The 21968-nt window shown below is 32.1% G+C and carries 23 protein-coding genes; 4 read left to right on the top strand and 19 right to left on the bottom strand.

The features are described 5' to 3' along the window. Positions 1-999: a glycosyltransferase gene (locus C3L50_RS11355; protein WP_103806304.1), complete on the bottom strand. Its 999-nt coding sequence runs from the start codon at positions 997-999 to the stop codon at positions 1-3. A 389-nt stretch (positions 1000-1388) separates the two neighbouring features. Between C3L50_RS11355 and C3L50_RS11350 the strand changes: the two genes are divergently transcribed. Continuing rightward, positions 1389-1808, top strand: coding sequence for a lipocalin family protein (locus C3L50_RS11350; RefSeq protein ID WP_103806303.1), 420 nt, complete (start codon positions 1389-1391; stop codon positions 1806-1808). A gap of 198 nt (positions 1809-2006) precedes the next feature. On the opposite strand, the gene fabV is transcribed toward C3L50_RS11350, so the two are convergent. The 8 genes from fabV to C3L50_RS11310 form a co-directional block, all read right to left on the bottom strand. Beyond that, positions 2007-3197, bottom strand: coding sequence for an enoyl-ACP reductase FabV (fabV, locus tag C3L50_RS11345; protein WP_103806302.1), 1191 nt, complete (start codon positions 3195-3197; stop codon positions 2007-2009). A 56-nt stretch (positions 3198-3253) separates the two neighbouring features. Continuing rightward, complete coding sequence (gene recN, locus C3L50_RS11340; RefSeq protein WP_103806301.1) at positions 3254-4906, bottom strand: DNA repair protein RecN; 1653 nt, start codon at positions 4904-4906, stop codon at positions 3254-3256. A 53-nt stretch (positions 4907-4959) separates the two neighbouring features. Further along, on the bottom strand, positions 4960-5844 hold the full coding sequence (gene porD, locus C3L50_RS11335) for a type IX secretion system protein PorD (RefSeq protein WP_103806300.1): 885 nt from the start codon (positions 5842-5844) through the stop codon (positions 4960-4962). Further along, positions 5837-7048: a bifunctional phosphopantothenoylcysteine decarboxylase/phosphopantothenate--cysteine ligase CoaBC gene (coaBC, locus tag C3L50_RS11330; RefSeq protein ID WP_103806299.1), complete on the bottom strand. Its 1212-nt coding sequence runs from the start codon at positions 7046-7048 to the stop codon at positions 5837-5839. The genes porD and coaBC overlap by 8 nt, the downstream gene beginning before the upstream one ends. A 10-nt stretch (positions 7049-7058) precedes the next feature. Then, the gene (locus C3L50_RS11325) at positions 7059-7376 is read right to left on the bottom strand and encodes a DNA-directed RNA polymerase subunit omega (protein WP_103806298.1); all 318 of its coding nucleotides are present in this window, start codon (positions 7374-7376) and stop codon (positions 7059-7061) included. Positions 7377-7387: 11 nt separating this feature from the next. Continuing rightward, entirely contained in the window at positions 7388-8182 is a 795-nt protein-coding gene (locus C3L50_RS11320) for an outer membrane protein assembly factor BamD (RefSeq protein WP_103806297.1), read from the bottom strand. Between the two features lie 133 nt (positions 8183-8315). Continuing rightward, complete coding sequence (gene dapA / locus C3L50_RS11315; RefSeq protein ID WP_103806296.1) at positions 8316-9203, bottom strand: 4-hydroxy-tetrahydrodipicolinate synthase; 888 nt, start codon at positions 9201-9203, stop codon at positions 8316-8318. 8 nt (positions 9204-9211) lie between these two features. After that, positions 9212-9730 (bottom strand): DUF6913 domain-containing protein, encoded by a 519-nt coding sequence (locus tag C3L50_RS11310; protein ID WP_103806295.1) that lies wholly within the window; start codon positions 9728-9730, stop codon positions 9212-9214. Positions 9731-9777: 47 nt separating this feature from the next. On the opposite strand from C3L50_RS11310, the gene C3L50_RS11305 reads away from it, so the two are divergent. Together C3L50_RS11305 and C3L50_RS11300 are read left to right on the top strand one after the other, a co-directional pair. After that, the gene (locus C3L50_RS11305) at positions 9778-10557 is read left to right on the top strand and encodes a 5'-nucleotidase C-terminal domain-containing protein (RefSeq protein WP_103806294.1); all 780 of its coding nucleotides are present in this window, start codon (positions 9778-9780) and stop codon (positions 10555-10557) included. A gap of 45 nt (positions 10558-10602) precedes the next feature. Beyond that, a complete protein-coding gene (locus C3L50_RS11300) occupies positions 10603-11514 on the top strand; it encodes a bifunctional metallophosphatase/5'-nucleotidase (RefSeq protein ID WP_103806293.1) in 912 nt (303 codons plus the stop codon). Here the strand turns inward: C3L50_RS11300 and C3L50_RS11295 are convergent. The 7 genes from C3L50_RS11295 to rpsF all read right to left on the bottom strand — a co-directional run bounded on the left by C3L50_RS11295 (position 11504) and on the right by rpsF (position 16699). Further along, a complete protein-coding gene (locus C3L50_RS11295; protein WP_103806292.1) occupies positions 11504-12193 on the bottom strand; it encodes a hypothetical protein in 690 nt (229 codons plus the stop codon). The genes C3L50_RS11300 and C3L50_RS11295 overlap by 11 nt on opposite strands. Next, a complete protein-coding gene (locus C3L50_RS11290; RefSeq protein ID WP_103806291.1) occupies positions 12180-12881 on the bottom strand; it encodes a lysoplasmalogenase family protein in 702 nt (233 codons plus the stop codon). The genes C3L50_RS11295 and C3L50_RS11290 overlap by 14 nt, the downstream gene beginning before the upstream one ends. Further along, positions 12868-14874 (bottom strand): NAD-dependent DNA ligase LigA, encoded by a 2007-nt coding sequence (gene ligA, locus C3L50_RS11285; protein WP_103806290.1) that lies wholly within the window; start codon positions 14872-14874, stop codon positions 12868-12870. Before ligA ends, C3L50_RS11290 begins: the two co-directional genes overlap by 14 nt. A gap of 70 nt (positions 14875-14944) precedes the next feature. Beyond that, positions 14945-15418 carry a DUF6495 family protein gene (locus C3L50_RS11280; protein ID WP_103806289.1) on the bottom strand — a complete coding sequence of 158 codons (474 nt, stop codon included), beginning with the start codon at positions 15416-15418 and terminating at the stop codon, positions 14945-14947. 128 nt (positions 15419-15546) lie between these two features. After that, positions 15547-15990, bottom strand: a complete 444-nt coding sequence (gene rplI / locus C3L50_RS11275; RefSeq protein ID WP_103806288.1) for a 50S ribosomal protein L9 — start codon at positions 15988-15990, stop codon at positions 15547-15549. A gap of 65 nt (positions 15991-16055) precedes the next feature. After that, entirely contained in the window at positions 16056-16352 is a 297-nt protein-coding gene (gene rpsR / locus C3L50_RS11270; protein ID WP_007138295.1) for a 30S ribosomal protein S18, read from the bottom strand. Between the two features lie 5 nt (positions 16353-16357). Beyond that, the gene (rpsF, locus tag C3L50_RS11265; protein ID WP_103806287.1) at positions 16358-16699 is read right to left on the bottom strand and encodes a 30S ribosomal protein S6; all 342 of its coding nucleotides are present in this window, start codon (positions 16697-16699) and stop codon (positions 16358-16360) included. Between the two features lie 167 nt (positions 16700-16866). Here rpsF and C3L50_RS11260 point away from each other — a divergent pair, with 167 nt between their 5' ends. Continuing rightward, a complete protein-coding gene (locus tag C3L50_RS11260; protein WP_103806286.1) occupies positions 16867-17562 on the top strand; it encodes a LytR/AlgR family response regulator transcription factor in 696 nt (231 codons plus the stop codon). Here C3L50_RS11260 and priA read toward each other — a convergent pair. From priA to nadC, 3 genes are read right to left on the bottom strand one after another with little or no spacing between them, the layout of a single operon-like run. Next, positions 17559-20009, bottom strand: a complete 2451-nt coding sequence (gene priA, locus C3L50_RS11255; protein WP_103806285.1) for a replication restart helicase PriA — start codon at positions 20007-20009, stop codon at positions 17559-17561. The genes C3L50_RS11260 and priA overlap by 4 nt on opposite strands. A gap of 32 nt (positions 20010-20041) precedes the next feature. Further along, the gene (locus tag C3L50_RS11250; RefSeq protein WP_103806284.1) at positions 20042-20989 is read right to left on the bottom strand and encodes a YihY/virulence factor BrkB family protein; all 948 of its coding nucleotides are present in this window, start codon (positions 20987-20989) and stop codon (positions 20042-20044) included. Between the two features lie 9 nt (positions 20990-20998). Then, complete coding sequence (gene nadC / locus C3L50_RS11245; protein WP_103806283.1) at positions 20999-21856, bottom strand: carboxylating nicotinate-nucleotide diphosphorylase; 858 nt, start codon at positions 21854-21856, stop codon at positions 20999-21001. Positions 21857-21968 lie beyond the last annotated feature (112 nt).

The raw sequence follows: 21968 nt of genomic DNA, 5'->3' as shown, positions 1-21968 counted from the left end.
TTATTTTTTAAAAAACAACTCAGGAAAAGCCTCTTGCGGTTTTTGATTCAATATAATAACTTTAATGAAGGATTCGATGAACCCTGTTCCATAGCCAAAAAATTGTTTCCAAACCGCTTTGATAGATAACAAACCCACTTTGAAACTTTTATTTTTATAAGTAGAAACCAAAAAAATCATTAAAAAGTAAACAAAATACAATTGAAGCAATACATCATAAGTAAAAATCAACAAAACCACAGCAAAAAGTAGTCCAATTATAAAAAATGAGGGAAAGAAAAAAGTAAGTTTGTTGTATTGAGGATACCAACTATTGAGAATTGGCCTGGCTTTGCCAAATTTATTGACTTGAATAGTAAATTTTTCCCAATCGATTCTTCGTTTGTGATACACGAATGCTTTAGGAAAAAGCTGGGTTTCAAAACCTAAATTCCACAATCTTATAGATAAATCTGGGTCTTCGCCTGGGTGTATATTTCCATAACCATTAGATGCTTCAAAAGCTTTTCGAGACAATCCCATATTGAAACTTCGAGGTTGAAATTTATCGATTTTCTCCGAACCACCACGAATCCCTCCTGTGGTAAGAAAAGAAGTCATGGCAAAATTAATGGCTTTTTGAATATCCGAAAAACTGTCTAATGCCGCGTCTGGTCCACCAAAACAATCGACATAATTTTCTTTTAACGCCTTGGCAACTTCAGTCAAATAGCTTTTTGGAATAATACAATCTGAATCAAAAATGATAAAATAATCGCCATTTGCCTTTTTCATTCCATAATTTCTAGAATCTCCAGGACCTGAATTTCCTTTAAAAGAATAGGACAAATGCAATTTTCCAGCATATTTACGCACCACATCATCGCATCGCAACTCAGATCCATCTTCTACTATTACCACTTCAAAATTATCTGTATAATCCTGTTGTGACAAACTCTCTAAAAGTTCATCCACTTCGTCTGGGCGATTGTAAACCGGTATGATTAAAGAAAACAACATACTCTTGAATTAAAATTTATGAAATAGTATTTATTTTTTGCAAAGATATACTTTATCAATGGCGGATTCAATACTTAAACGCAAATTTTAGATAATTGATTTGGCTTTTTTGCCTTTGTTTAAGGATAGAAAATCATTAATTATCAATAATTTTATGTAGCTTTTTTTATTATAAAAATAATAAATAATAACAAAAGACAATCTAAATTTTACTATATTTACTTACTATTTAATCACTCGACTGAGCAGATTGAAAGTAAGAATAGTAGAAAGTATAATTCTGAACAATAACAACAAAAAAAAGTTCGTATATAGAAAATACTTGCTGTTTCAAATAAAAAAAAACAATTTTTAGTATAAGAAATTATTAAACACTAATAAAAAAAATTATGAAAGCACTAATGTTAACTTTAGTCATGTTGCTATCACTTGCTAGTTGCAATGATGATAAAACAAATGAAAACAACAAAAGTATTGTAGGAACTTGGAAACTAATTGCAACTTACGGAAGCGATGGTGGAAGTATTGCAAAATGGTCTTCCGTAGATAAAGGGTACACTTACACATTTAATAGCGATGGAACATTTACTTCAACCAGATTTTCGGAGTGTACACAAGGAACATACACATTAAATCCAACCTCTTTAATACTTGATTATGGGTGTAATGGATTTGATACAAAAATTGAAACTCCAGCAGGTACATTTTCAGAAAAAATTACTTATGAAAATGAGAATGTAATATTAACGCCCAGTTATTTAATGTGTGATGAAGGTTGTGCATATAAGTTTGAAAAAGTAGCCCAATAGCAAAAAACATTCAGCTTAATTCCCAAAAATATGTGGCCTTATTTTTTTGAGTTTGTCAAGCAGAATTACTTCTTTGATTACAAACAAGAATAAACCAAAAACCCTTTCAGAATTTTAAACTTTGAAAGGTTTTTTTATAAATAAAAACCATCAACTATTAATTGATGGTTTTACTTATTTAAAACAATACTTTACTTCTTAAACAATACTAGGAATCCCTACCATTTCGTCAGTATCTGCTTTATAATCTACACCTGCGAAATCGAAACCAAAAAGGTTCAAGAAATCTTTTCTATAGCCTTCTAAATCTCCTATTTCTGGCAAACTTTCGGTGGTAGCTTGTTTCCATAAAGTGGCTACTTTTTCTTGAACATCGTCACGCATTTCCCAATCGTCCACTCTAATTCTACCTTTTTCATCTGTAGGAATTGGATTTCCAGTGTACAATCTGTCTTGGTATAAACGTTGGATTTGTTCGATACAACCTTCGTGAATTCCTTCTTCTTTCATTATTTTATACAACAAGGAAATATACAAAGGAATAACAGGAATGGCAGAACTAGCTTGAGTTACCAAAGCTTTATTTACCGAAACAAATGCCTCTCCATCAACAGACTTCAAGCTATCCGAAATCGAAAAAGCTGTGGCTTCAAGATGATCTTTGGCACGACCAATTGTTCCTTTTCTATAAACCGCTTCAGTCAATGATGGCCCGATATAAGAATAAGCAACCGTTTTAACGCCTGGAGCAAGTAAATTTTCGGCTTTCAAAGCATCCATCCACATAGCCCAATCCTCGCCACCCATTACGGCAACAGTATTGGCAATATCGTCATCTTGGCAAGGTGCAATGCTAATATCAGTCACAACTCCTGTATGAAAATCGACGGTTTTATTGGTGTAAGTGGCTCCAATTGGTTTTAAAACCGAACGATGCAAAACTCCAGTAACTGGGTGCAAACGAACGGGAGAAGCCAAACTATAAATTACTAAATCAACCTGACCTAAATCGGCTTTGATTAAATCTAATGTTTGTCTTTTTATTTCATTCGAAAAAGCATCTCCGTTCACACTTTTGGCATACAAACCTGCCTTATTAGCTTCTGTTTCAAAAGCGGCTGAATTGTACCAACCTGGAGAACCTGGTTTTCCTTCTAATGGAGGTTTTTCAAAAAACACACCAATTGTTGCAGCATCTGAACCAAAAGCAGCTGTAATTCTTGAAGACAATCCAAATCCTGTTGAAGCTCCAATTACTAAAACTTTCTTCGCTCCATCAATTGTTCCTTTGGATTTGATGTATTCAATTTGATTTTTTACACTTTGCGCACATCCATCTGGGTGCGAGGTTACGCAAATAAATCCTCTCATTCTTGGTTCTATAATCATAATGGCAAAATTATTCTGTTATTCGGTTTTTGTGACGACAAATATATATTATTTCTTTAGTTTAACAAGGCTTTTGCGTGGTTTAATGCTGAATCCGAAACTACAGTTCCAGATAACATTTGTGCAATCTCGACCACACGCTCCTGACTCGATAATAATTTTAATTCAGACTGCGTATCCTCGCCAACTGTTGCTTTTGAAACTTTGAAATGTGCAGTTCCTTTTGCGGCAATTTGAGGTAAATGTGTGATGGCAAATATTTGCATCGTCTGACTCATTTCTTTCATAATCTCCCCCATTCTATTGGCTATTTCGCCCGAAACTCCTGTATCGATTTCATCAAAAATCAAGGTTGGAAGTTTTGAATATTGTGCCAAAATTGCTTTTACGGCCAGCATAATTCTAGACATTTCACCACCTGAAGCTACTTTTTTTAACAAGCCAAAATCCGTTCCTTTGTTGGCAGAAAACAAAAACTCAAGTTCGTCTTTTCCGTTTTCAAAATAAGTAGAAGATTCATTTAAATCCATTTTAAAACGAACATTTGGCATTCCCAAAGTCTCTAAAATTGAAATTAATTGTTGTGATAAAACTGGAACTGCATCTACTCTTTTCTTATGAATCGCTTTTGATAAAGCATCTAATGATTCTGTTTTTTGTTGAATAGATTTAGTAAGAAAAGCAATTTCTTGTTCTAAATTTCCTAATTCTAAAACTGAATTTTCGAGTTGGGTTTGAATTTCTAATAACTCATCAACTGTTGCAACTTGGTGTTTCTTTTGCAAATTATAAATCAATTGCAATTTTTGATTAATTGCTTCTAGTTGTTCAGGATCATTAATCAACTTTTCTGAACAACGACTCAATTCGGTTGAAATATCATCAAATTCAATCAAAAGGCTGGAAATTCTTTCTAAAAGTGAAAAATATTCAGGCGAAAAAGAAGCTATTTTTTGCAAAGAAATCTTGATTTCTTTCAAATTATGCATCACTCCAATTTGTTCTTCATTGGCTATAGCCAAAGATTTATCGATAGATTCTTTAATAATTTCGACATTATTAAGTTTTTCATAATCGGCTTCGAGCGTTTCTTGTTCACCAGATTTTAAATGAGATGTAACTAATTCATTCAATAAAAAAGTATTGTATTCTTGTTCTTTGATAGCATCTCCTTGTTTTTTAAGAAGCAAATTCAATTTTGATTTATCTGATTTATAGGTTTTCAAAAGTGTTTGATAGTCCAAAATTAATTCTTGGTTATTAGCAATTGCATCAATTATTTCAAACTGAACTTTTTCTTCTGAAAGTTCTTGTGTTTGATGTTGCGAATGTATATCTATCAAAAACAAACTCAATTCCTGTAATTCCTGAAGATTCACAGGACTATCATTGATAAAAGCTCTAGATTTTCCAGAAGGAAGAATTTCTCGACGAATGATGGTTTCGTCTTCATAATCTAAATCGTTTGCTTCAAAAAAAGGGCGCAAATTGTACTTCAAGATTTCGAAATGAGCTTCGATAACACATTTTTCTTCTTTATTTTTAAGCGAAGTTAAATCGGCTCTTTTTCCTAAAACCAATCCTAAAGCTCCTAAAATTATGGATTTCCCAGCACCTGTTTCTCCTGTGATTATCGAAAATCCTTTAGAAAAATCGATAGACAATTTTTCGATTAGTGCATAGTTTTTTATCGACAGAGAAGTTATCATTTGTATATTTTTGAAAAAAAAAGAAGATTAAAAGTTAAAAATTAAACTTTCTATTAATATTTAATTTTCGCCCAATTACTAGAGTTTAAAGGGGATGTTTTATTTAAACTTTCTACCAAATCTGCTATGGTAATACTTGGGCCGCCTGAAAAAATAGAAGTAATTTCATCAGCTTTGGCATCAAAAAATACACGAGTCAAAAAGGCATTGGGTTTTATTGCATTCAATTTTCCAACGTTTAGCAAAGCCAATTTGATTTTTTCTTTTGCTGCTTTCAAGTCCTGACTCATGATATCCAAACCTGCATGATAGGTTAATGACGATTGACGAATATCATTGTAAGCTGGCGCTAACAAATCATTCACTAAATAAAAACGACTGTTGTTTCCATCTGCTTGACTCCAACCTTTATAACCACTTTGCTGAGCAACATTTGAAATGTTTTGAGCAGTTTCATAAAACGAATTTCCTCCTAATGGCACAAAAGTGTCGGCATCCATTCCTAAAATCATATAACTATAAAAGGAAATCACCGAAACCAAATTAGATTCAAATTCAGATGGATTAAAAATTAAAGGTTGAAACTCGGTATAACTAAAGCTAAAATCTTTGTCATTATAATTAAAAACCGGAGTTAAATAAGTAGAATTATATACCAATCTTGATGATTGTACTTGAATGGTTGCTGTAAATTGATCTGAACTATTAGATGAAACCGTGATGTACATCGAACAATTAATTTTTTCGTTTTGTTTGTACAATTGACCTGTCCATTGGGTTTGATTCACAAATTCGCTCAAAGAGGTTTGAAGTGTTTTGAAAACCTGTTGATTGGCATTAGATAACTTTTCGGTGTTTACTGTAACCGTGCAGTTTAACTCCTGAGAATGAGCAAAACTAACTGTAAGCAATAAGAAAAAAGCAATTATTCTAGTCATAAAAATGTGCTATTACTTTGTTTAAAATATCATCGGCAACGGCTTCCTTCGATTTCAATTCCATAGGTTCAATCTTGAAATTTTTATCAATAAAAGTAATTTTATTGGTCAATTTTCCAAAACCTGCTCCTTCGTCTTGCATCGAATTAAGAACTATCAAATCTAGGTTTTTTTTCTGAATTTTCGACTTTGCATTTTCAATTTCATTTTCGGTTTCCAAAGCAAAACCAATTAAGAACTGATTTTTCTTGATTTTGCCCAATGAAGCTAAAATATCTTTTGTTTTTTCGAGTTCAATCGAAAACTCATTAGCTTCTTTCTTTATTTTTTGAAGCGATACATTCTTTGGTCTGTAATCAGCAACTGCTGCTGCTGCGATGGCTACATCTACATCAGAAAAATAGGAATGACATACATCAAACATTTCCTGAGCAGAAACAACCGGAATTACTTTTACCAATTGATTATCGATTTTGAAATGCGTTGGCCCTGCAACCAAAATTACCGAAGCTCCTAAATTGGCAGCACTTTGCGCAATATCAAAACCCATTTTTCCTGAGGAATGATTTCCAATAAAACGCACAGGATCTATTGCTTCGTATGTTGGGCCAGCAGTAATTAGTATTTTTTTTCCTTTGAGAGGTAGTTTTTTTTCTAAATCGGCTTCCAAAAAGGCCACAATATGTTCGGGTTCAGCCATTCGTCCTTCGCCAGACAAGCCACTGGCTAGTTCACCTGTTTCGGCTGGAATCATTGTATTTCCATACAACTTCAAGGTTTTAAAACTCTCTAAAGTTGAAGAATGAATATACATATCTAAATCCATTGCAGGTGCAAAATAAACGGGACATTTTGCCGATAAATAAACAGCAATTAAAAGATTGTCACAAGCGCCGTTTGCCATTTTAGACAAGGTATTGGCGGTGGCTGGTGCAATAATCATTAAATCGGCCCAAAGACCTAACTCGACGTGACTATTCCATTTTTCGTCTGCTTCATCTTGGTTATAAAAACTAGAATAAACAGGGTTTTTAGATAAGGTAGATAACGTAAGTGGGGTTATAAAATCCTTAGAAGCAGGTGTCATTATCACTTGGACATGTGCACCTGCTTTTATAAAAAGTCTGACTAATGTAGCTGTTTTATAGGCTGCAATTCCACCGGAAACTCCCAGCAAAATCTTCTTTCCGTTTAAAACTGACATTGACGATAAATTATTTATTTCCGTCTCTATGGTAGATTTTTCCTTCTAACCATTCTTGAACAGCTAAAGCATGAGGTTTAGGTAATTTTTCGTAAAATTTTGAAACTTCAATTTGTTCTTTGTTTTCAAAAACTTCTTCTAGACTGTCATTGTATGTAGCAAACTCGTCTAATTTTTCGGTCAATTCTTTTTTGATTTCAGAATTGATTTGATTTGCTCTCTTAGCCATAATTGTTATAGCTTCATACACATTTCCTGTAGGTTCTTCAATAACATTTTTATTGTATGTTATTGTGTTTACTGGAGCATTTGTCTTTCTTAAATCCATGACTTTGTTTATTATTTAGTGAAATTTTTTAAATCGGTTTCAATTCGAGCTAACATATCGTCAGCTTGTTTTTTATATTTGGTATCTGGTTTAAATTTAATTAAACTAGTATATGCTGTTTTGGCTATATTCAATCGTTCTTCCATTTTTTCAGGCACACTATTTATCCCTATTTGATAAGCCGAATCAAATTTATAAAACAAAGCGTCTTCTTTGTAAGGAGTTCCAGGATAATCTGAAATAAAATTATCAAGCGCTACCATTGCTGCTTTGTGTTGCGTAATCGTATTGTATTGTTTAGCGTTTTCAAAAACCTTCTTCTCGATTTTATCATTCAACTCTTTTAAAACTGCATTAGCCTCTGGCAAATAAGTAGAATTTGGATACATATCTATAAATCCTTGTAGCTTGTCTATTGCCTTGAATGTATCTACTTGATCTAAACTATATACAGGTGAAAGTTTTGAAAAACATTTAGCTCCAATAAACGATGCTTCTTCTTTTTTTTCACTTTTTGGATAACCCGATACAAAACTTTCAAATTGATACGAAGCAAGATAATATTGTTTTGTATTGTAATAAGACATTGAAAACATATAAAATAATTTCTCTGCCTGTGGTTTTCCTCTGTATGCTGGAGCAATTTGCTCTATAAGTCTTATGGCGTCATTATATTTACCTGCATCATACAATTTAGTAGCCATTTCAAACTTTACGGCAACATCTTCTGTTTTAAGTGCTTTTTGATATTCGCTACATGAAGCAAAAAGAACAACAAGAAGGAATACTGAAACTAATTTTTTCATTTTTTTATTTACTTTTTGCAACCTAATTGAAAACCAAAACTCTTAAATAAAATTATAGAAGTTTTCGGTGGCAAATTTAGGTATTAATTTAGCCACTTCAAAATATATTTTTTATAATAAAAGAGATAGAGTTTTAGATAGATTTATTAATTTTTTCAACAAAAAGATCGATTCTTTTTGCCAACGATTCATTAGAATGCACGAGTGGCAATCTCACTTTATTCTCCGACAAACCAAGTGATTGAAACACTTGTTTGATTCCAACAGGATTTCCTTGTTCGAAAATCATATCGATACAATCTGAAAAAAGGTATTGCAATTTAAAGGCATCATCTACTTTTCTATTCAATCCTAAACGAATCATTTCTGAAAATTCTTTTGGAAAACCTTGAGCAATTACCGAAATAACACCAGAACCACCCGCTAGAACCATAGGAAGCGCAATCATATCATCGCCAGAAAGTACTAGAAAATCTTTTGGTTTATCTTTTAATAATTGCAAGGCTTGAATCATATCGCCAGCAGCTTCTTTTACAGCTACAATATTTTCGAAATCGTTAGCCAAACGTATTACTGTTGATGGCAACACATTACTTCCTGTTCGGCTAGGAACATTATATAAAATAACTGGGATTGGAGAAGCTTCAGAAATGGCTTTGAAATGCTGATAAATCCCTTCTTGAGATGGCTTGTTATAATAAGGTGATATCGAAAGAATAGCAACAAATTGCGACAAATCTCTTGTTTTTAATTCTTCAACCACTTCGGAAGTATTGTTTCCTCCTACTCCAAGCACCATTGGCAATCTTCCTTTGTTGGCTTCGACAATAGTCTTGATTACGTGTTCCTTTTCATCCTTTGTCAATGTAGCATTTTCAGCAGTTGTGCCAAGTATTACAAGATATTCAACACCTCCATTAATAGAATAATTCACTATATTTATTAATGCTTCTGTATCTATTGATAAATCGTTTTTAAATGGAGTTGCAAGAGCAACGCCTGTTCCAATTAATGATTGCATAATTTGTTTTATATTTTGTTTAATATTTTTAAATATCTAAATAATTCATGAACAAAAACAGTATGATTTTCAGCATTTGTATTAATCATCAAATGATTTAGTCTTTTATCGACTGACGAAAAACCGACTTTAAACTGCGCTCTTGAATTATTGGTTACTTTTATTAAAAAAGCTTTTTCTACATCATAGTAACTGATCAATAAATCAAATTTATCTTTGATAAATTCTCTTAAGGTTGCATCCGTAATTTGTGCATTCCAATTCAGATGTTTTGTACCAAATGTTGGCTGAGTATAGACCTCATTTTTCTTCAACTTATCTCGGTAAACAATTATTTTAATATTAGATTCTTGAATACCATTAGCAATTAATTCCGATATTAAATCCTCTTTTTCTAAAAAATAACTCTCATCAATTAACAAACCAACCGTTTGAATTAACGTTAAATCCTTACTGCTCTTTACATTATCTAAATTATTTTTTAATATTTTTAATAAAAAATAATTCTTTATATAATTTAAAAACATAGTACTTTTACCTTATTGCAAAATTAATTAATTAAGTCTCATTTCAGATGGTAAATCTAAAAAAGTATAATGGTGTTTTAAAACTTTTTGTTATATTCTTAACATTTATTTTTATTGTTTCTTGCGGAAAACAAAATTATTATGTTTCAAAGATTGAAGGAAAACGCATAACAATTACCGACAAAGAAGCTAAAAATCAAGAAATTGAAAATTATGTAAAACCATATAGGGAGCATATTAACAAAGATTTAGACAGCGTTTTAGCTTATTGTCCAACAACATTAGACAAAAGCGACGGAAAATGGCAAACTACCATTGGAAATCTAATGGCTGATGTCACAATGCAAAGAGGAAATATCATTTTTAAAGCTCGTGAAAAAAAAGATATCGATTTTTGTATTCTCAATAATGGTGGTATTCGTGCTATGCTTCCAAAAGGAAATGTCACTACAAGAACTGCCTATGAGATAATGCCTTTTGAAAATGGTCTTGTAGTTATGGCTCTAAAAGGAGAACAGGTTTTAGAAATGGTTGATTATTTTATTGCAACTGAAAAACCACATCCTTTATCAGGTATTACATTCACCATTGGTAAAGACAAAGTAGCAAAAAACATAGCAATACAAGGAAAACCTTTAGATAAAAACACCATTTACTATGTAGCTACCAATGATTATTTATCGAACGGAGGCGACAATATGCTTTTCTTTAAAAAAGCAGTCCAAAAATATGATTTAGATTATAAGCTAAGAAATATCCTTATTGATTATTTCAAAGAAGTAGATACAATTCCCGTAATTAATGATGTAAGAGTTACTGTTGAATGATTTTTAGATTGCAGATTTTAGATTACAGAATTAAAAAATTAGAAGATGAAAAGAAGAGATTTTATAGAAAAAACAGCCGCTAGTACAGCATTATTAAGTTTAGGATTGTCGTTAAGTAGTTTCAAATCGGATAGTAAACATATAACGATACTCCATACTAATGATGTTCATAGTCATATTGACCCATTCCCTATAGACGATCCTCGAAATCCAAATATGGGAGGTGTTGCCAGAAGAGCTTCATTAATTGAATCTATTCGTAAAGAAAATCCAAATGTTTTGCTATTGGATGCCGGTGACATTTTTCAAGGAACTCCCTATTTTAATTATTATGGAGGTGAATTAGAATTCAAATTGATGAGTATGATGAAATATGATTTATCAGCTATTGGTAATCACGATTTTGATAATGGTGTCGATGGTTTAGCTGCTCAAATGCCTCACGCTACTTTTGAATTTGTTTCAGCAAACTATGATTTCAAAAATACTTCTATGGATGGTTTTGTAAAACCGTTTAAGATTTTCAATAAAAATGGAATTAAAATTGGTGTTTTTGGACTCGGAATTGAACTTCAAGGATTAGTAGATAAAAGAATGTCAAAGGAAACCGTATATAATGATCCATTAGAAATCACTCAGGATATGGTTCGGATTCTTAAAAAAGAAAACAAATGCGATTTGATTATTTGCTTATCACACCTTGGTTATAAATATTCCAAAGAGGATGCAAACAAAATTTCTGATTTGAAATTGGCCGAAAAAACCAAAGACATTGACCTTATCATTGGCGGTCACACCCATACTTTCCTGGACAAGCCCACAATTGTAAAAAACTTAGATGGAAAAGAAGTTTTAGTAAATCAAGTAGGTTGTTATGGCATCAATCTAGGAAGAATTGATTTCTATTTTGATAACGACAAATCAAAAATTGGCATCGGAAAATCAATTATTGTTTAACTTTTTCATTTGCTCTAATATATTTATAAAATGAAAAATAAACTCCTGTGTTTAATGTCATGGCTAATGGCCTAAAAGCTAAAGGAGATATTCCAGCTAGATAATATCTCTCTAGAAAAACAATAAGATATTGCACAACTGAAATCAGCCCGAATATATACAGCCAAGTTGAATTTTTATTGTATAACACCATATAATGTGCTAAAATAATTCCTGCCAAAATTGACATTAATATATTTTGAATTATTACAATATAATACGTTCTAAGTGTAAATACACTAGAAATTGACAACAAATAGAAGAAAATAAACAAAAAAGGAATCGTTGCTATAAGCAAAGGAATATAATCTTTAATTTTTGCCAACTCATTAATATAATAAATCAATAGCATTCGATTTATAAAAAGAAAAAGTAATCCCAAAAAAAGCATTGGCTCTTTATTAGATATAAAAAAAAAGTCAGTAATCATAGCCAATGTTACTACTACAAAAAATAGCAGATTTTTTTTATTTGACGCTACCCAATAAAGAGACATCAAAACAAAAGGTATTAGTGGCTTAAAAACATAAACTAATGGCTTGTATGCAAACGATTCTGCAATAATTTCAATTGCTGCAACAACGCAATACAAAACCAACAATATTTTTTCAGCTACACTTTTTGGACTAGAATTTTTCATTTTTTATTTGTTTTAAAAGGTATTTATCATTTTCTATAAAATAATTGACCATAAAAAAATAGGAGAAAACTTGAACTGAAACACCAATAAAACTTAAGGCATATAAACTCAAATAAAATTTATTAATTACAAAAAAAGCATCCGAAATCAAAAAACACAAACACATTATAGCCAAATTAAAAAAAGTATAATTTGGTTTTCTAATATAATTTGAAATCGAAACAAAAACTAAAAGACTTAAAATAATGGCATAAATTACATATAACGAAAAGTCTAAAGCCAAATTTTCAAATTGCAGACTTAAAACCGAAGTACTGATAGTTGCAACGAACAAGAAGGTGATTAAAACTGGAAAACGATCCTTGTTTTTAAATTTTAAACTTCTAAAATCATCATAAGTAAGTTTTAGTAGCAATAAATAAACTACTAAAAAGGACAGTAAAGCTCCTAAAGCCGAAAAAGTAAAATTCAACAAATTGAATAAATCTCCAATAAAACAAAACAAAAAAATCAATGCCTTTATCCTTCCTATTTTATAATTATTTGTAATAAAGTAATAAATAAATAGTAATGGTATGATTATCGATTTTGTATAAAGAACATAGGAATCCCATTCTAACATCTTAAATAACACAACCAAAGTACTAGCTGCGAAATATAAAAATAAAGAAGGACTATTCGGCTTCATTCAACATTGTTTTAAAATCATCTTCCGAAATAATCGGGATATTCAACTTGACTGCTTTTTCCAATTTAGCTGGTCCCATATTCGCACCTGCCACAACATAATCGGTCTTTGCCGAAATGGAACTTCCTACTTTTCCGCCATTGTCTTCGATAGCTTTCTTTAAATCATCTCTCGAAAATTGTTCAAAAACACCCGATACTACAAAAGTTTTTCCAGAGAGTTTATTTGTGGCGTTTGGATTTATAATTTCGACAGTTTCAAATTGAACTCCGTAATTTTTTAATCGTTCAATAATAAGGCTATTTTCTTGATTTTCAAAGAAATCTATCACACTTTGTGCTATTCGCTCACCAATTTCATCAACCAATACCAAATCCATCAAACTGGCTTGACTCAAAGAATCAATGCTTTTGTAATGTTTTGCTAATTTTTTAGCTACAGTTTCGCCAACAAATCGAATGCCGAGTGCATACAAAACACGTTCAAAAGGAATATTTTTCGAATTTTCGACACCGTTAACTAAATTTTCTGCCGATTTTTGAGCCATTCTTTCCAATGGTAAAATATCTGCTACAGTCAATTGATACAAATCGGCATAATTTTGCACTAAACCATTATTATAAAGTAAAGCCACCGTTTCGCCACCCAAACCTTCAATATCCATCGCTTTACGTGAAATAAAATGCTGTATTCTTCCAATAATCTGTGGTGGACAACCATAAAAATTAGGACAATAATGGTTAGCTTCTGTTTCGCCACGAATCAATTCGGTTTGGCATTCTGGACAATGGGTGATGTATTTTGTAGGTTCTGAAAGTTCAGGTCTTTTGCTTAAATCAACTGCAATAATTTTTGGAATAATCTCGCCCCCTTTTTCCACAAAAACGGTGTCACCAATACGAATGTCCAGTTTTTCGATTTGGTCAGCATTATGCAAAGAAGCCCGTTTGACAATGGTTCCGGCCAATTGTACCGGCTCTAGATTAGCCACCGGAGTTATAGCCCCAGTTCTTCCTACTTGATAAGAAATGGAATTTAATCGAGTAGAAACCTGTTCCGATTTGAATTTGTAAGCAATTGCCCAACGAGGCGATTTGGCTGTAAAACCCAATTCTTCCTGTTGTTGAAAATCATTTACTTTTATGACAACCCCGTCTGTTTCATAAGCAAGATCATGTCGGTGTACATCCCAATAGTCTATAAATTGAAAAACCTCCTCTAAACTATTGGCTAATTTGGATTCTTTTGGCACTTTGAACCCCCAATTTCGGGCAGTTTCTAAACCTTCGAATTGAGAATTGAAAGGCAATTTATTTCCAATTAGAAAATACAACAAACAATCTAATGGTCGTTTAGCTACTTCAGCGCTATCTTGCAATTTCAAACTTCCCGAAGCCGTATTTCTTGGGTTAGAATAAGGTGTTTCTCCTATTTCAATCAATTCTTGATTCATTTTTTCGAATCCAGCAAAAGGCAAAATGATTTCGCCACGAACGTCAAATTTATCTGGAAAATTACCTTTTAATTTTAAGGGAATAGATTTTATAGTTTTGATATTATTTGTAACATCATCGCCTTGAACTCCATCTCCACGAGTGACGGCGCGTTTTAGTTTTCCATTTTCATAAGTGATGCTGATTGATGCACCGTCGTATTTCAATTCACAAGTATATTCTAACGGAACATCTCCCAACACTTTTTGAACACGCTTTTCCCAATCTACTAATTCTTCTTTAGAATAAGAATTATCCAAAGAATACATTCTATGGTCGTGTTTTACGGTTTCAAAGTTTTTGGTGACTGCTCCGCCCACACGTTGAGTTGGAGAATTTTCATCAAAATATTCGGGATGTAGCTGCTCTAACCCTTGAAGTTGTTTGAATTTTTGGTCAAATTCAAAATCAGAAATAGTAGGTGTATCCAACACATAATAATTATGGTTGTGCTGGTTTAATTCTTCTCTTAACTTTTGAATTGTATTTTGAATATCCATAAAAAAATTGGCTATTTTAGTTCTTAAAATAAAACACTAAAATAACCAATTAAATAGAAAAACGATACAATTACGATTCAATAATCGAAATTATTTGTTTGAATAATTGTCCTTCACTCAAAATCGCTCCTTGTTGTATCAATTGAAAAATAGAACTATTGCGTTCATCGGTAAATACTTTTTTACCTGTTTTGATTTCGATGGTTTCGGTAAACATATTGTCGCTTAACCATTGCAATCCCTCTTTGGTCAAAAAATCGGTTTCAGGAACCAACGATTTCAAGACAATTGATTGAATATAATTATCAAAACATTGAAAAAGGAAAATATGATTTTTAGAAAAATGTTCTAAATATTCAGTTCTACCTAAAACACCTTCCCAAACCAAATCTGAAAAAACATCTAATTCTTGTTCAGCAACTTCTGGTTTTTCAATTTTTAATTGATCCCATTCGACTTTATCGATAGTTTGAGTGGCAAGAAAAGTACTAAATTCTTGATGTAATTCTTCGAATTGTTCTTTGGTTAATCTGCTATACTTCATTTATACTGAACTTGTTTCAGTATCTTCTATAAGATACGGTAATTAAAAAAATGAAAATCTGAAATAAATTCAGATTAAACAAAAAAAATCCCGACTTTCATCGGGATTTAATTTTATGAATTTAGAAATTATGCTTTTTCAGCAATGATTTCATAAGCTAACTCAACTACTACATCTCTGTGTAATCTGATGCTTGCAGCATATTTACCTGTACGTTTTACGATACCAGAAGTAATAAATTTTCTTTCGATTGATTGACCAGCTTTTTCCAAAGCTTCAGCAATATCGATGTTTGTGATAGATCCAAAAAGTTTTTCTCCACCCGCTTTTGCGAAAATTTTAATCTCTAATGCTTTCAAAGTTTCAGCCAATGCTTTTGCATCTGCAACTACTTTAGCTTCTTTGTGTGCTCTTTGTTTTAGGTTCTCAGCCAATACTTTCTTTGCAGAAGGAGTAGCTAATTGAGCAAATCCTTGTGGGATTAAAAAATTACGACCGTATCCGTTTTTTACGTTTACTACATCGTCTTTAAAACCTAAATTTTGAACGTCTTTTTTTAATATAAGTTCCATGTTGTTGTCCTTATTAAGAAGTTAGGTTTCATATTTCAGAAAACCAACAACTGTTAATTTTTTAATTATTTTAATAAATCGGCCACGTATGGCATTAAAGCTAAGTGACGCGCTCTTTTTACAGCTACAGACACTTTTCTTTGGTATTTCAATGAAGTTCCTGTCAAACGACGAGGAAGAATTTTTCCTTGTTCGTTAACAAATTTCAATAAGAAATCAGCATCTTTATAATCAATATATTTGATACCTGATTTTTTGAAACGACAATACTTTTTAGTTTTGTTAGTTTCTATGTTTAAAGGAGTAAGATATCTGATATCTCCGTCTTTTTTTCCTGAAGCAGATTGTTGTAATGTTGCCATGATAATTAAGCTTTTTGAGATTTAAGTTTTGCTCTTCTTCTTTCAGCCCAAGAGATAGCATGTTTGTCAAGACTTACAGTTAAGAAACGCATAACTCTTTCGTCACGTCTAAATTCAGTTTCAAAAGCGATAAGAACCTCACCAGCAACTTTGAATTCGAATAAATGGTAAAAACCACTTTTTTTGTTTTGGATTTCGTAAGCCATCTTTTTAAGACCCCAGTCTTCTTTAGATACCATTTCAGCTCCTCTACTAGTAAGAAAATCTTCAAATTTGCTTACTGTTTCCTTTACCTGAACTTCAGATAAAACGGGATTTAAAATGAAAACAGTTTCATAATGATTCATAAATATGTATGTATTTGTTAAATTGGCTGCAAAAGTAATCTTTTATTTCTAATATCCAAACAAAATTAAACTTTAATCGTCATAATACAAAAAAAAACCGATAAAGATTAGGTTAATTGAATTCCATGTATTACTTTTACTATCCCGAATCTAAAATAATAAGAATTATGAAACTAAATTGTGTTGTAGTAGATGATAGTTCCATTCAGAGAATGATTATCACAAAGTTAGTAAATAATCACCCCAATTTACATTTAATTGGTGATTTTTCTAACGCTATTGAAGCAAAAGGCTGTATGACCATACATAATGTGGATCTGATCTTTTTAGACATTGAAATGCCCGTAATTAGTGGTTTTGATTTTTTGGATGGTTTAAAAACTAAACCCCAAATTATTTTTATCACCTCAAAGGCAGAATATGCTATGAAGGCTTTTGATTATGATGCAACTGACTATCTGCAAAAACCTATTGCAGTCGATCGTTTTAATGCGTCTGTCAAAAGAGCGATTGATATGCATTTGCTAAAATCAGAAACCCATGATGAAGATGGTGAACACATCTTTATTAAAAGTAATCTAAAAAAATTAAAAATCTTTACTGCAAAGATTAAATGGATTGAAGCTTTTGGTGATTATGTTAAAGTTGTAACCGAAGAAGACAGTAATTTGGTACTTTCTACCATGAAATCTTTCGAAAAAGATTTACCAAAAGACAAATTTGTTAGAGTGCACAAATCTTACATTATCAATATTGATAAAGTGGAACGCTTCAACAGCAGGTTTGCCGAAATTGGAGTTACAAAAATTCCTTTAAGCAGACATAAAAAAGAAGATTTAGTGAAAGCTTTAGCTATTAACTAATAAAAATCGACATTTACAGATACTTTTATAGCTCTGTACTGTGGAACAACATCAAAACTATTCAGTATTTTCTGGATAGTTTTTTTTGTACCTTGCAAAGACTGATTGGTTGGAATTTTGACCATTATAGTTCTAATGTATTCATTTCGAATTCTAGAAATAGGCGGTTCTTCTGGACCAAGAATTGGAATAGTAAAATTTTGCTTCATTACTTGATACAACCACATAGATCCTTCTTTGAGTTTATCAAAATCTCTATGTTTCAACGTTAACTTTATAAGTTTATAATAAGGTGGGTAATGATAAATTTGCCTGTCATACAACTGCTCTTTATACATACCTATATAATTATTATGAACAACCTGTTGAATGATGTTATGATCTGGATTATAAGTCTGAATAATTACTTTTCCTTGTTTTTCAGAACGACCTGAACGCCCTGAAACTTGTGTCATCATTTGGTAACTTCGTTCGAAAGCCCTAAAATCGGGATGATACAACATATTATCGGCATTCATAATACCTACTAAACTCACGTTATCAAAATCCAAACCTTTGGCGAGCATTTGAGTTCCGACCAAAATATCAATTTCTCTATTTTTGAAACTATCAATTATTTTTTCGAAACCAAATTTTCCCCGAGTCGTATCTTGATCCATTCTTCCCACTTTTGTATTTGGAAATAACTCGACCAATTCTTGTTGAATTTGTTCTGTTCCAAACCCTTTTGTAGTGAGATGAACACTGGTACAAGAATGACAATTAGTTGGTTTTGCCATCGAATAGCCACAATAATGACAACGCAACTGATTTTTAAATTTATGATAAGTCAAACTCACATCGCATTGTGGACATTGTGGCACGTGTCCACAAGTCATACATTCGATAACTGGAGAAAATCCTCTGCGATTTTGAAACAAAATAACTTGTTCGCCCAAAGACAAAGTTTTCGTAATTTCCTCAATCAAAATATCGCTGAAATGTCCTGACATTTGCTTGCGAAAATATTTGTCTTTCAAATTGACCAATTCAATTTCCGGCATCTTGACATTGCCGTATCTTTTAGAAATTTCGACCAAACCATATTTTCCCGATTGGGAATTAAAATAGGTTCCAATACTTGGCGTTGCCGAACCCAAAAGCACTTTCGCCTTATGACTATTTGCCAAAACAATTGAAGCATCGCGGGCGTGATAGCGTGGCGAAGGATCAACTTGTTTGAATGTTTGCTCATGTTCTTCATCAACAATAACCAATCCCAAATTAGAAAAAGGCAGAAAAAGTGCCGACCTAGCTCCGATAACAATCTGAGCTTTTGGCGATTGTTCCAAAACTTGCTGCCACACTTCTACCCTTTCGTTATTGCTGTATTTCGAATGAAAAACGGCCACTTTATTACCAAAATAATCACGCAGTCTTCCCACCAATTGGGTCGTTAAGGCAATTTCGGGTAATAAATACAGGATTTGTTTTTCTTCCTTTATATATTGTTCGATAAGTTTTATGTAGATTTCTGTTTTTCCACTAGATGTTACTCCGTGTAAAAGACAGACTTCTTTTTGGGTAAAATTTTCTTTTATTTCTTCGAAAGCAATTTGTTGAACTTCACTTAATTGAAGTTGTTCGTCTTTAGTTTTTCCAATGAAATTAACACGATCCACTTGAATGTAATATTCTTCGAAAATTTCTTTATCGATTAATGTTTTTACAATTGTTGATGTCGAATTTGCAACTTCAATTAACTTTTTGACTGTGATTGGTTTTTTCTCGGAAGCACTCAATTGAAAATAACTCAAGACGATTTCCTTTTGCTTATTGGCATTTTTAAGCACTTCCAATAATTCGCTCAAGCCTTCATTTGTTTCGTACTTGGAATGTAATTTTACGTATCGAACTAGTTTTGGTGTATAAGTTTCCAACATTTCTTCTTGAAGGACTAGAATGTTTTTGTCAATCAACTTTTGAATCACTGGAAAAATATTCTTCTTATTTAAAATATTGATTATATCTTGAACTTTCAAAGAACTTTGTTGCTGCAAGGCTTCATAAATTAAAAATTCATCATCTGTGAGCAAACTTTCATCTACAAAACCATCGTTTTTTTGAGAAATAATGGTTTCGCTTTCCAGCAAAAGTGCCGAGGGCATTGCACCACGATACACATCGCCAATGGCACACATATAATAAGAAGCTATCCATTGCCAATGAGTAATCTGAATTTCGGTTACAATGGGTTTTTCGTCCAGAATTTGATGAATTTCCTTGGCGTCATACAAAGTAGGTTTGTTTTGGTGAATAGCTATAACCAAAGCCGTGTAGATCCTACTTTTGCCAAAAGGCACAGCCAAACGCATTCCTATTTTAATGTAATTGTACTCGGTTTCAGAAACGCTGTAAGTAAACGTTTTGTCAAGGGAAAGCGGTAAAATTACTTCTACAAAATGCATTATTTATATGGAATTTTAATTTTGAAAAAAAATTAATTCTTTTCTTCAGCATCAGTTTTTATTAGTTTTTTCTGCTTTAATTTGGTTATAGAAGCATTCAATTCGAAACCGAGAAGTAGAATCGCACAGTTTATCCAAATGTAAAACATCATAATCAACAAAGTCCCGATGGAACCGTACAATTCATTGTATTTGGAAAATCGCAACACCCAAATACCAAAAACATACGAATCTAAAATAACTAAAACAGTAGTAAAAACTGAGCCTATTGAAATAAATGCACTGTTTTTTGTGTGTGTTGTTCCAAACTTAAAAAGTATGGATATGGTTATCAAAATCATTAGAATTACAAAGACATATCGTCCTAAAATAATTAGGGGAATCCTATCGCTCAACACATCTTGAATGATGGTCATTTGAATAATAACTTCAAAAACAATAATTATGGTAACTGTTAGCAATAACAATAACGACAAAACTAAAGACATTCCCAAAGCAACCAAATATTGATGCAAAAAACCTCTTTTGATAAGCACATGCTTCGAAGATTCAAAACCACCTAAAATTCCATTTAAACCATTTGCCATCAAGAAAATAGACAAAATAAAACCAGAAGAAAGTAAGCCTGAATGACTATTATTGAGAATATCGCTAATGATTTTATAAATAGCATCGTAGGTATTGGGTGGAACTCCATCCTTGACAAACTCAAGGAAATCGGCCTGAAATCCTTCGATAGGAATATACGGAATGAGGTTTAAAATAAACAAAGCAAAGGGAAACAAAGCCATGAAAAAGCTAAATGCAATTGCGCTGGCATGATAAGAAAAGGCACTTTCGGCAATTCCGAGACCGTACAATTCCAATAAGTCGTAAAAAGACAAACCTCCTAATTTGGGTAGTTTTATCTTTTTTAATGGACGAACCACATTGCGCAGTACTGGTATTTTTTCAATTTTTGCTTCTATTTCTTTACTCATTTTTCAGATTTAAAAAGCCTTCAAACTCAAATCCATATTATAAATTGAATGTGTCAATGCTCCTGATGAAATAAAATCAACACCACATTCGGCATAACTGCGAATAGTGTTTTCGTTGATGTTTCCAGAAGATTCTGTTTGACATTTATCTCCAATCAAGGCAACTGCTTTTTTGGTGTCTTCAAAATCAAGATTATCAATCAAGATTCTATAAATACCATCACTTTCGAGAATTTCCTTGATTTCATCCAAATCTCTGGCTTCGACAATGATTTTTAAATCGAGATTATTTTCTTTGAGATAGGCTTTGGTTTTGGCTATAGCCAATGTAATTCCACCTGCAAAATCAATATGATTGTCCTTTAGCATTATCATATCATAGAGTGCAAAACGGTGGTTTTCGCCTCCGCCAATCTTCACTGCCCATTTTTCGCAAGCACGGAAACCAGGTGTAGTTTTGCGCGTATCTAGAATTTGTGTTTTGGTTCCTTGCAATAAATCTACATAGCTTTTGGTTTTGGTAGCAATAGCACTCATTCTTTGCATAGAATTTAATACTAACCTTTCGGATTTTAAAATAGATTGAGAACTTCCTGAAACATGAAAGACTACATCGCCTTTTTTTACAGCTGTTCCATCAGTTATAAATGTTTCCATTATTAGATTGCTATCCACATATTCGAAAATCATTTTGGCAAAAGCCACTCCTGCAATAATACCATCTTCTTTGACTATAAGTTTTGCTTTTCCTGTTGCCGATGTTGGAATACAGGCCAATGAACTGTGATCGCCATCACCAATATCTTCACGAATGGCATTATGAATTATGAGTTGTAGTTCGTTGTTAAATTGTTTTTCGCTAATCATTTTTATCTAAAATTTCAAGATGCTAAAGTATGATTTTATTTGGTGAATTAAAAATTTGAGGTTTCCCAAATTCATTAAATTACAGAATCGTTTTAATTTTCTGAATGTTTTT

It is taken from the genome of Flavobacterium alvei, from assembly GCF_002920895.1.
Taxonomy (GTDB): Bacteria; Bacteroidota; Bacteroidia; order Flavobacteriales; family Flavobacteriaceae; genus Flavobacterium; species Flavobacterium alvei.
Note: the sequence above shows the minus strand (reverse complement) of the source record. Positions and strands in the feature narration are given on the sequence as shown.

Excerpts from the sequence above, each read along its gene's own strand:
- C3L50_RS11260 (WP_103806286.1), top strand. The coding sequence starts at position 16,867 with ATGAAACTAAATTGTGTTGTAGTAGATGATAGTTCCATTCAGAGAATG.
- dapA (WP_103806296.1), bottom strand. The coding sequence starts at position 9,203 with ATGCAATCATTAATTGGAACAGGCGTTGCTCTTGCAACTCCATTTAAA.
- recN (WP_103806301.1), bottom strand. The coding sequence starts at position 4,906 with ATGATAACTTCTCTGTCGATAAAAAACTATGCACTAATCGAAAAATTG.
- nadC (WP_103806283.1), bottom strand. The coding sequence starts at position 21,856 with ATGATTAGCGAAAAACAATTTAACAACGAACTACAACTCATAATTCAT.
- C3L50_RS11295 (WP_103806292.1), bottom strand. The coding sequence starts at position 12,193 with ATGAAAAATTCTAGTCCAAAAAGTGTAGCTGAAAAAATATTGTTGGTT.
- C3L50_RS11290 (WP_103806291.1), bottom strand. The coding sequence starts at position 12,881 with ATGAAGCCGAATAGTCCTTCTTTATTTTTATATTTCGCAGCTAGTACT.
- priA (WP_103806285.1), bottom strand. The coding sequence starts at position 20,009 with ATGCATTTTGTAGAAGTAATTTTACCGCTTTCCCTTGACAAAACGTTT.
- C3L50_RS11310 (WP_103806295.1), bottom strand. The coding sequence starts at position 9,730 with ATGTTTTTAAATTATATAAAGAATTATTTTTTATTAAAAATATTAAAA.
- rpsR (WP_007138295.1), bottom strand. The coding sequence starts at position 16,352 with ATGGCAACATTACAACAATCTGCTTCAGGAAAAAAAGACGGAGATATC.
- rplI (WP_103806288.1), bottom strand. The coding sequence starts at position 15,990 with ATGGAACTTATATTAAAAAAAGACGTTCAAAATTTAGGTTTTAAAGAC.
- C3L50_RS11280 (WP_103806289.1), bottom strand. The coding sequence starts at position 15,418 with ATGAAGTATAGCAGATTAACCAAAGAACAATTCGAAGAATTACATCAA.
- C3L50_RS11325 (WP_103806298.1), bottom strand. The coding sequence starts at position 7,376 with ATGGATTTAAGAAAGACAAATGCTCCAGTAAACACAATAACATACAAT.
- C3L50_RS11250 (WP_103806284.1), bottom strand. The coding sequence starts at position 20,989 with ATGAGTAAAGAAATAGAAGCAAAAATTGAAAAAATACCAGTACTGCGC.
- C3L50_RS11355 (WP_103806304.1), bottom strand. The coding sequence starts at position 999 with ATGTTGTTTTCTTTAATCATACCGGTTTACAATCGCCCAGACGAAGTG.
- coaBC (WP_103806299.1), bottom strand. The coding sequence starts at position 7,048 with ATGTCAGTTTTAAACGGAAAGAAGATTTTGCTGGGAGTTTCCGGTGGA.
- porD (WP_103806300.1), bottom strand. The coding sequence starts at position 5,844 with ATGACTAGAATAATTGCTTTTTTCTTATTGCTTACAGTTAGTTTTGCT.
- rpsF (WP_103806287.1), bottom strand. The coding sequence starts at position 16,699 with ATGAATCATTATGAAACTGTTTTCATTTTAAATCCCGTTTTATCTGAA.
- C3L50_RS11320 (WP_103806297.1), bottom strand. The coding sequence starts at position 8,182 with ATGAAAAAATTAGTTTCAGTATTCCTTCTTGTTGTTCTTTTTGCTTCA.
- C3L50_RS11300 (WP_103806293.1), top strand. The coding sequence starts at position 10,603 with ATGAAAAGAAGAGATTTTATAGAAAAAACAGCCGCTAGTACAGCATTA.
- fabV (WP_103806302.1), bottom strand. The coding sequence starts at position 3,197 with ATGATTATAGAACCAAGAATGAGAGGATTTATTTGCGTAACCTCGCAC.
- ligA (WP_103806290.1), bottom strand. The coding sequence starts at position 14,874 with ATGGATATTCAAAATACAATTCAAAAGTTAAGAGAAGAATTAAACCAG.
- C3L50_RS11305 (WP_103806294.1), top strand. The coding sequence starts at position 9,778 with ATGGTAAATCTAAAAAAGTATAATGGTGTTTTAAAACTTTTTGTTATA.
- C3L50_RS11350 (WP_103806303.1), top strand. The coding sequence starts at position 1,389 with ATGAAAGCACTAATGTTAACTTTAGTCATGTTGCTATCACTTGCTAGT.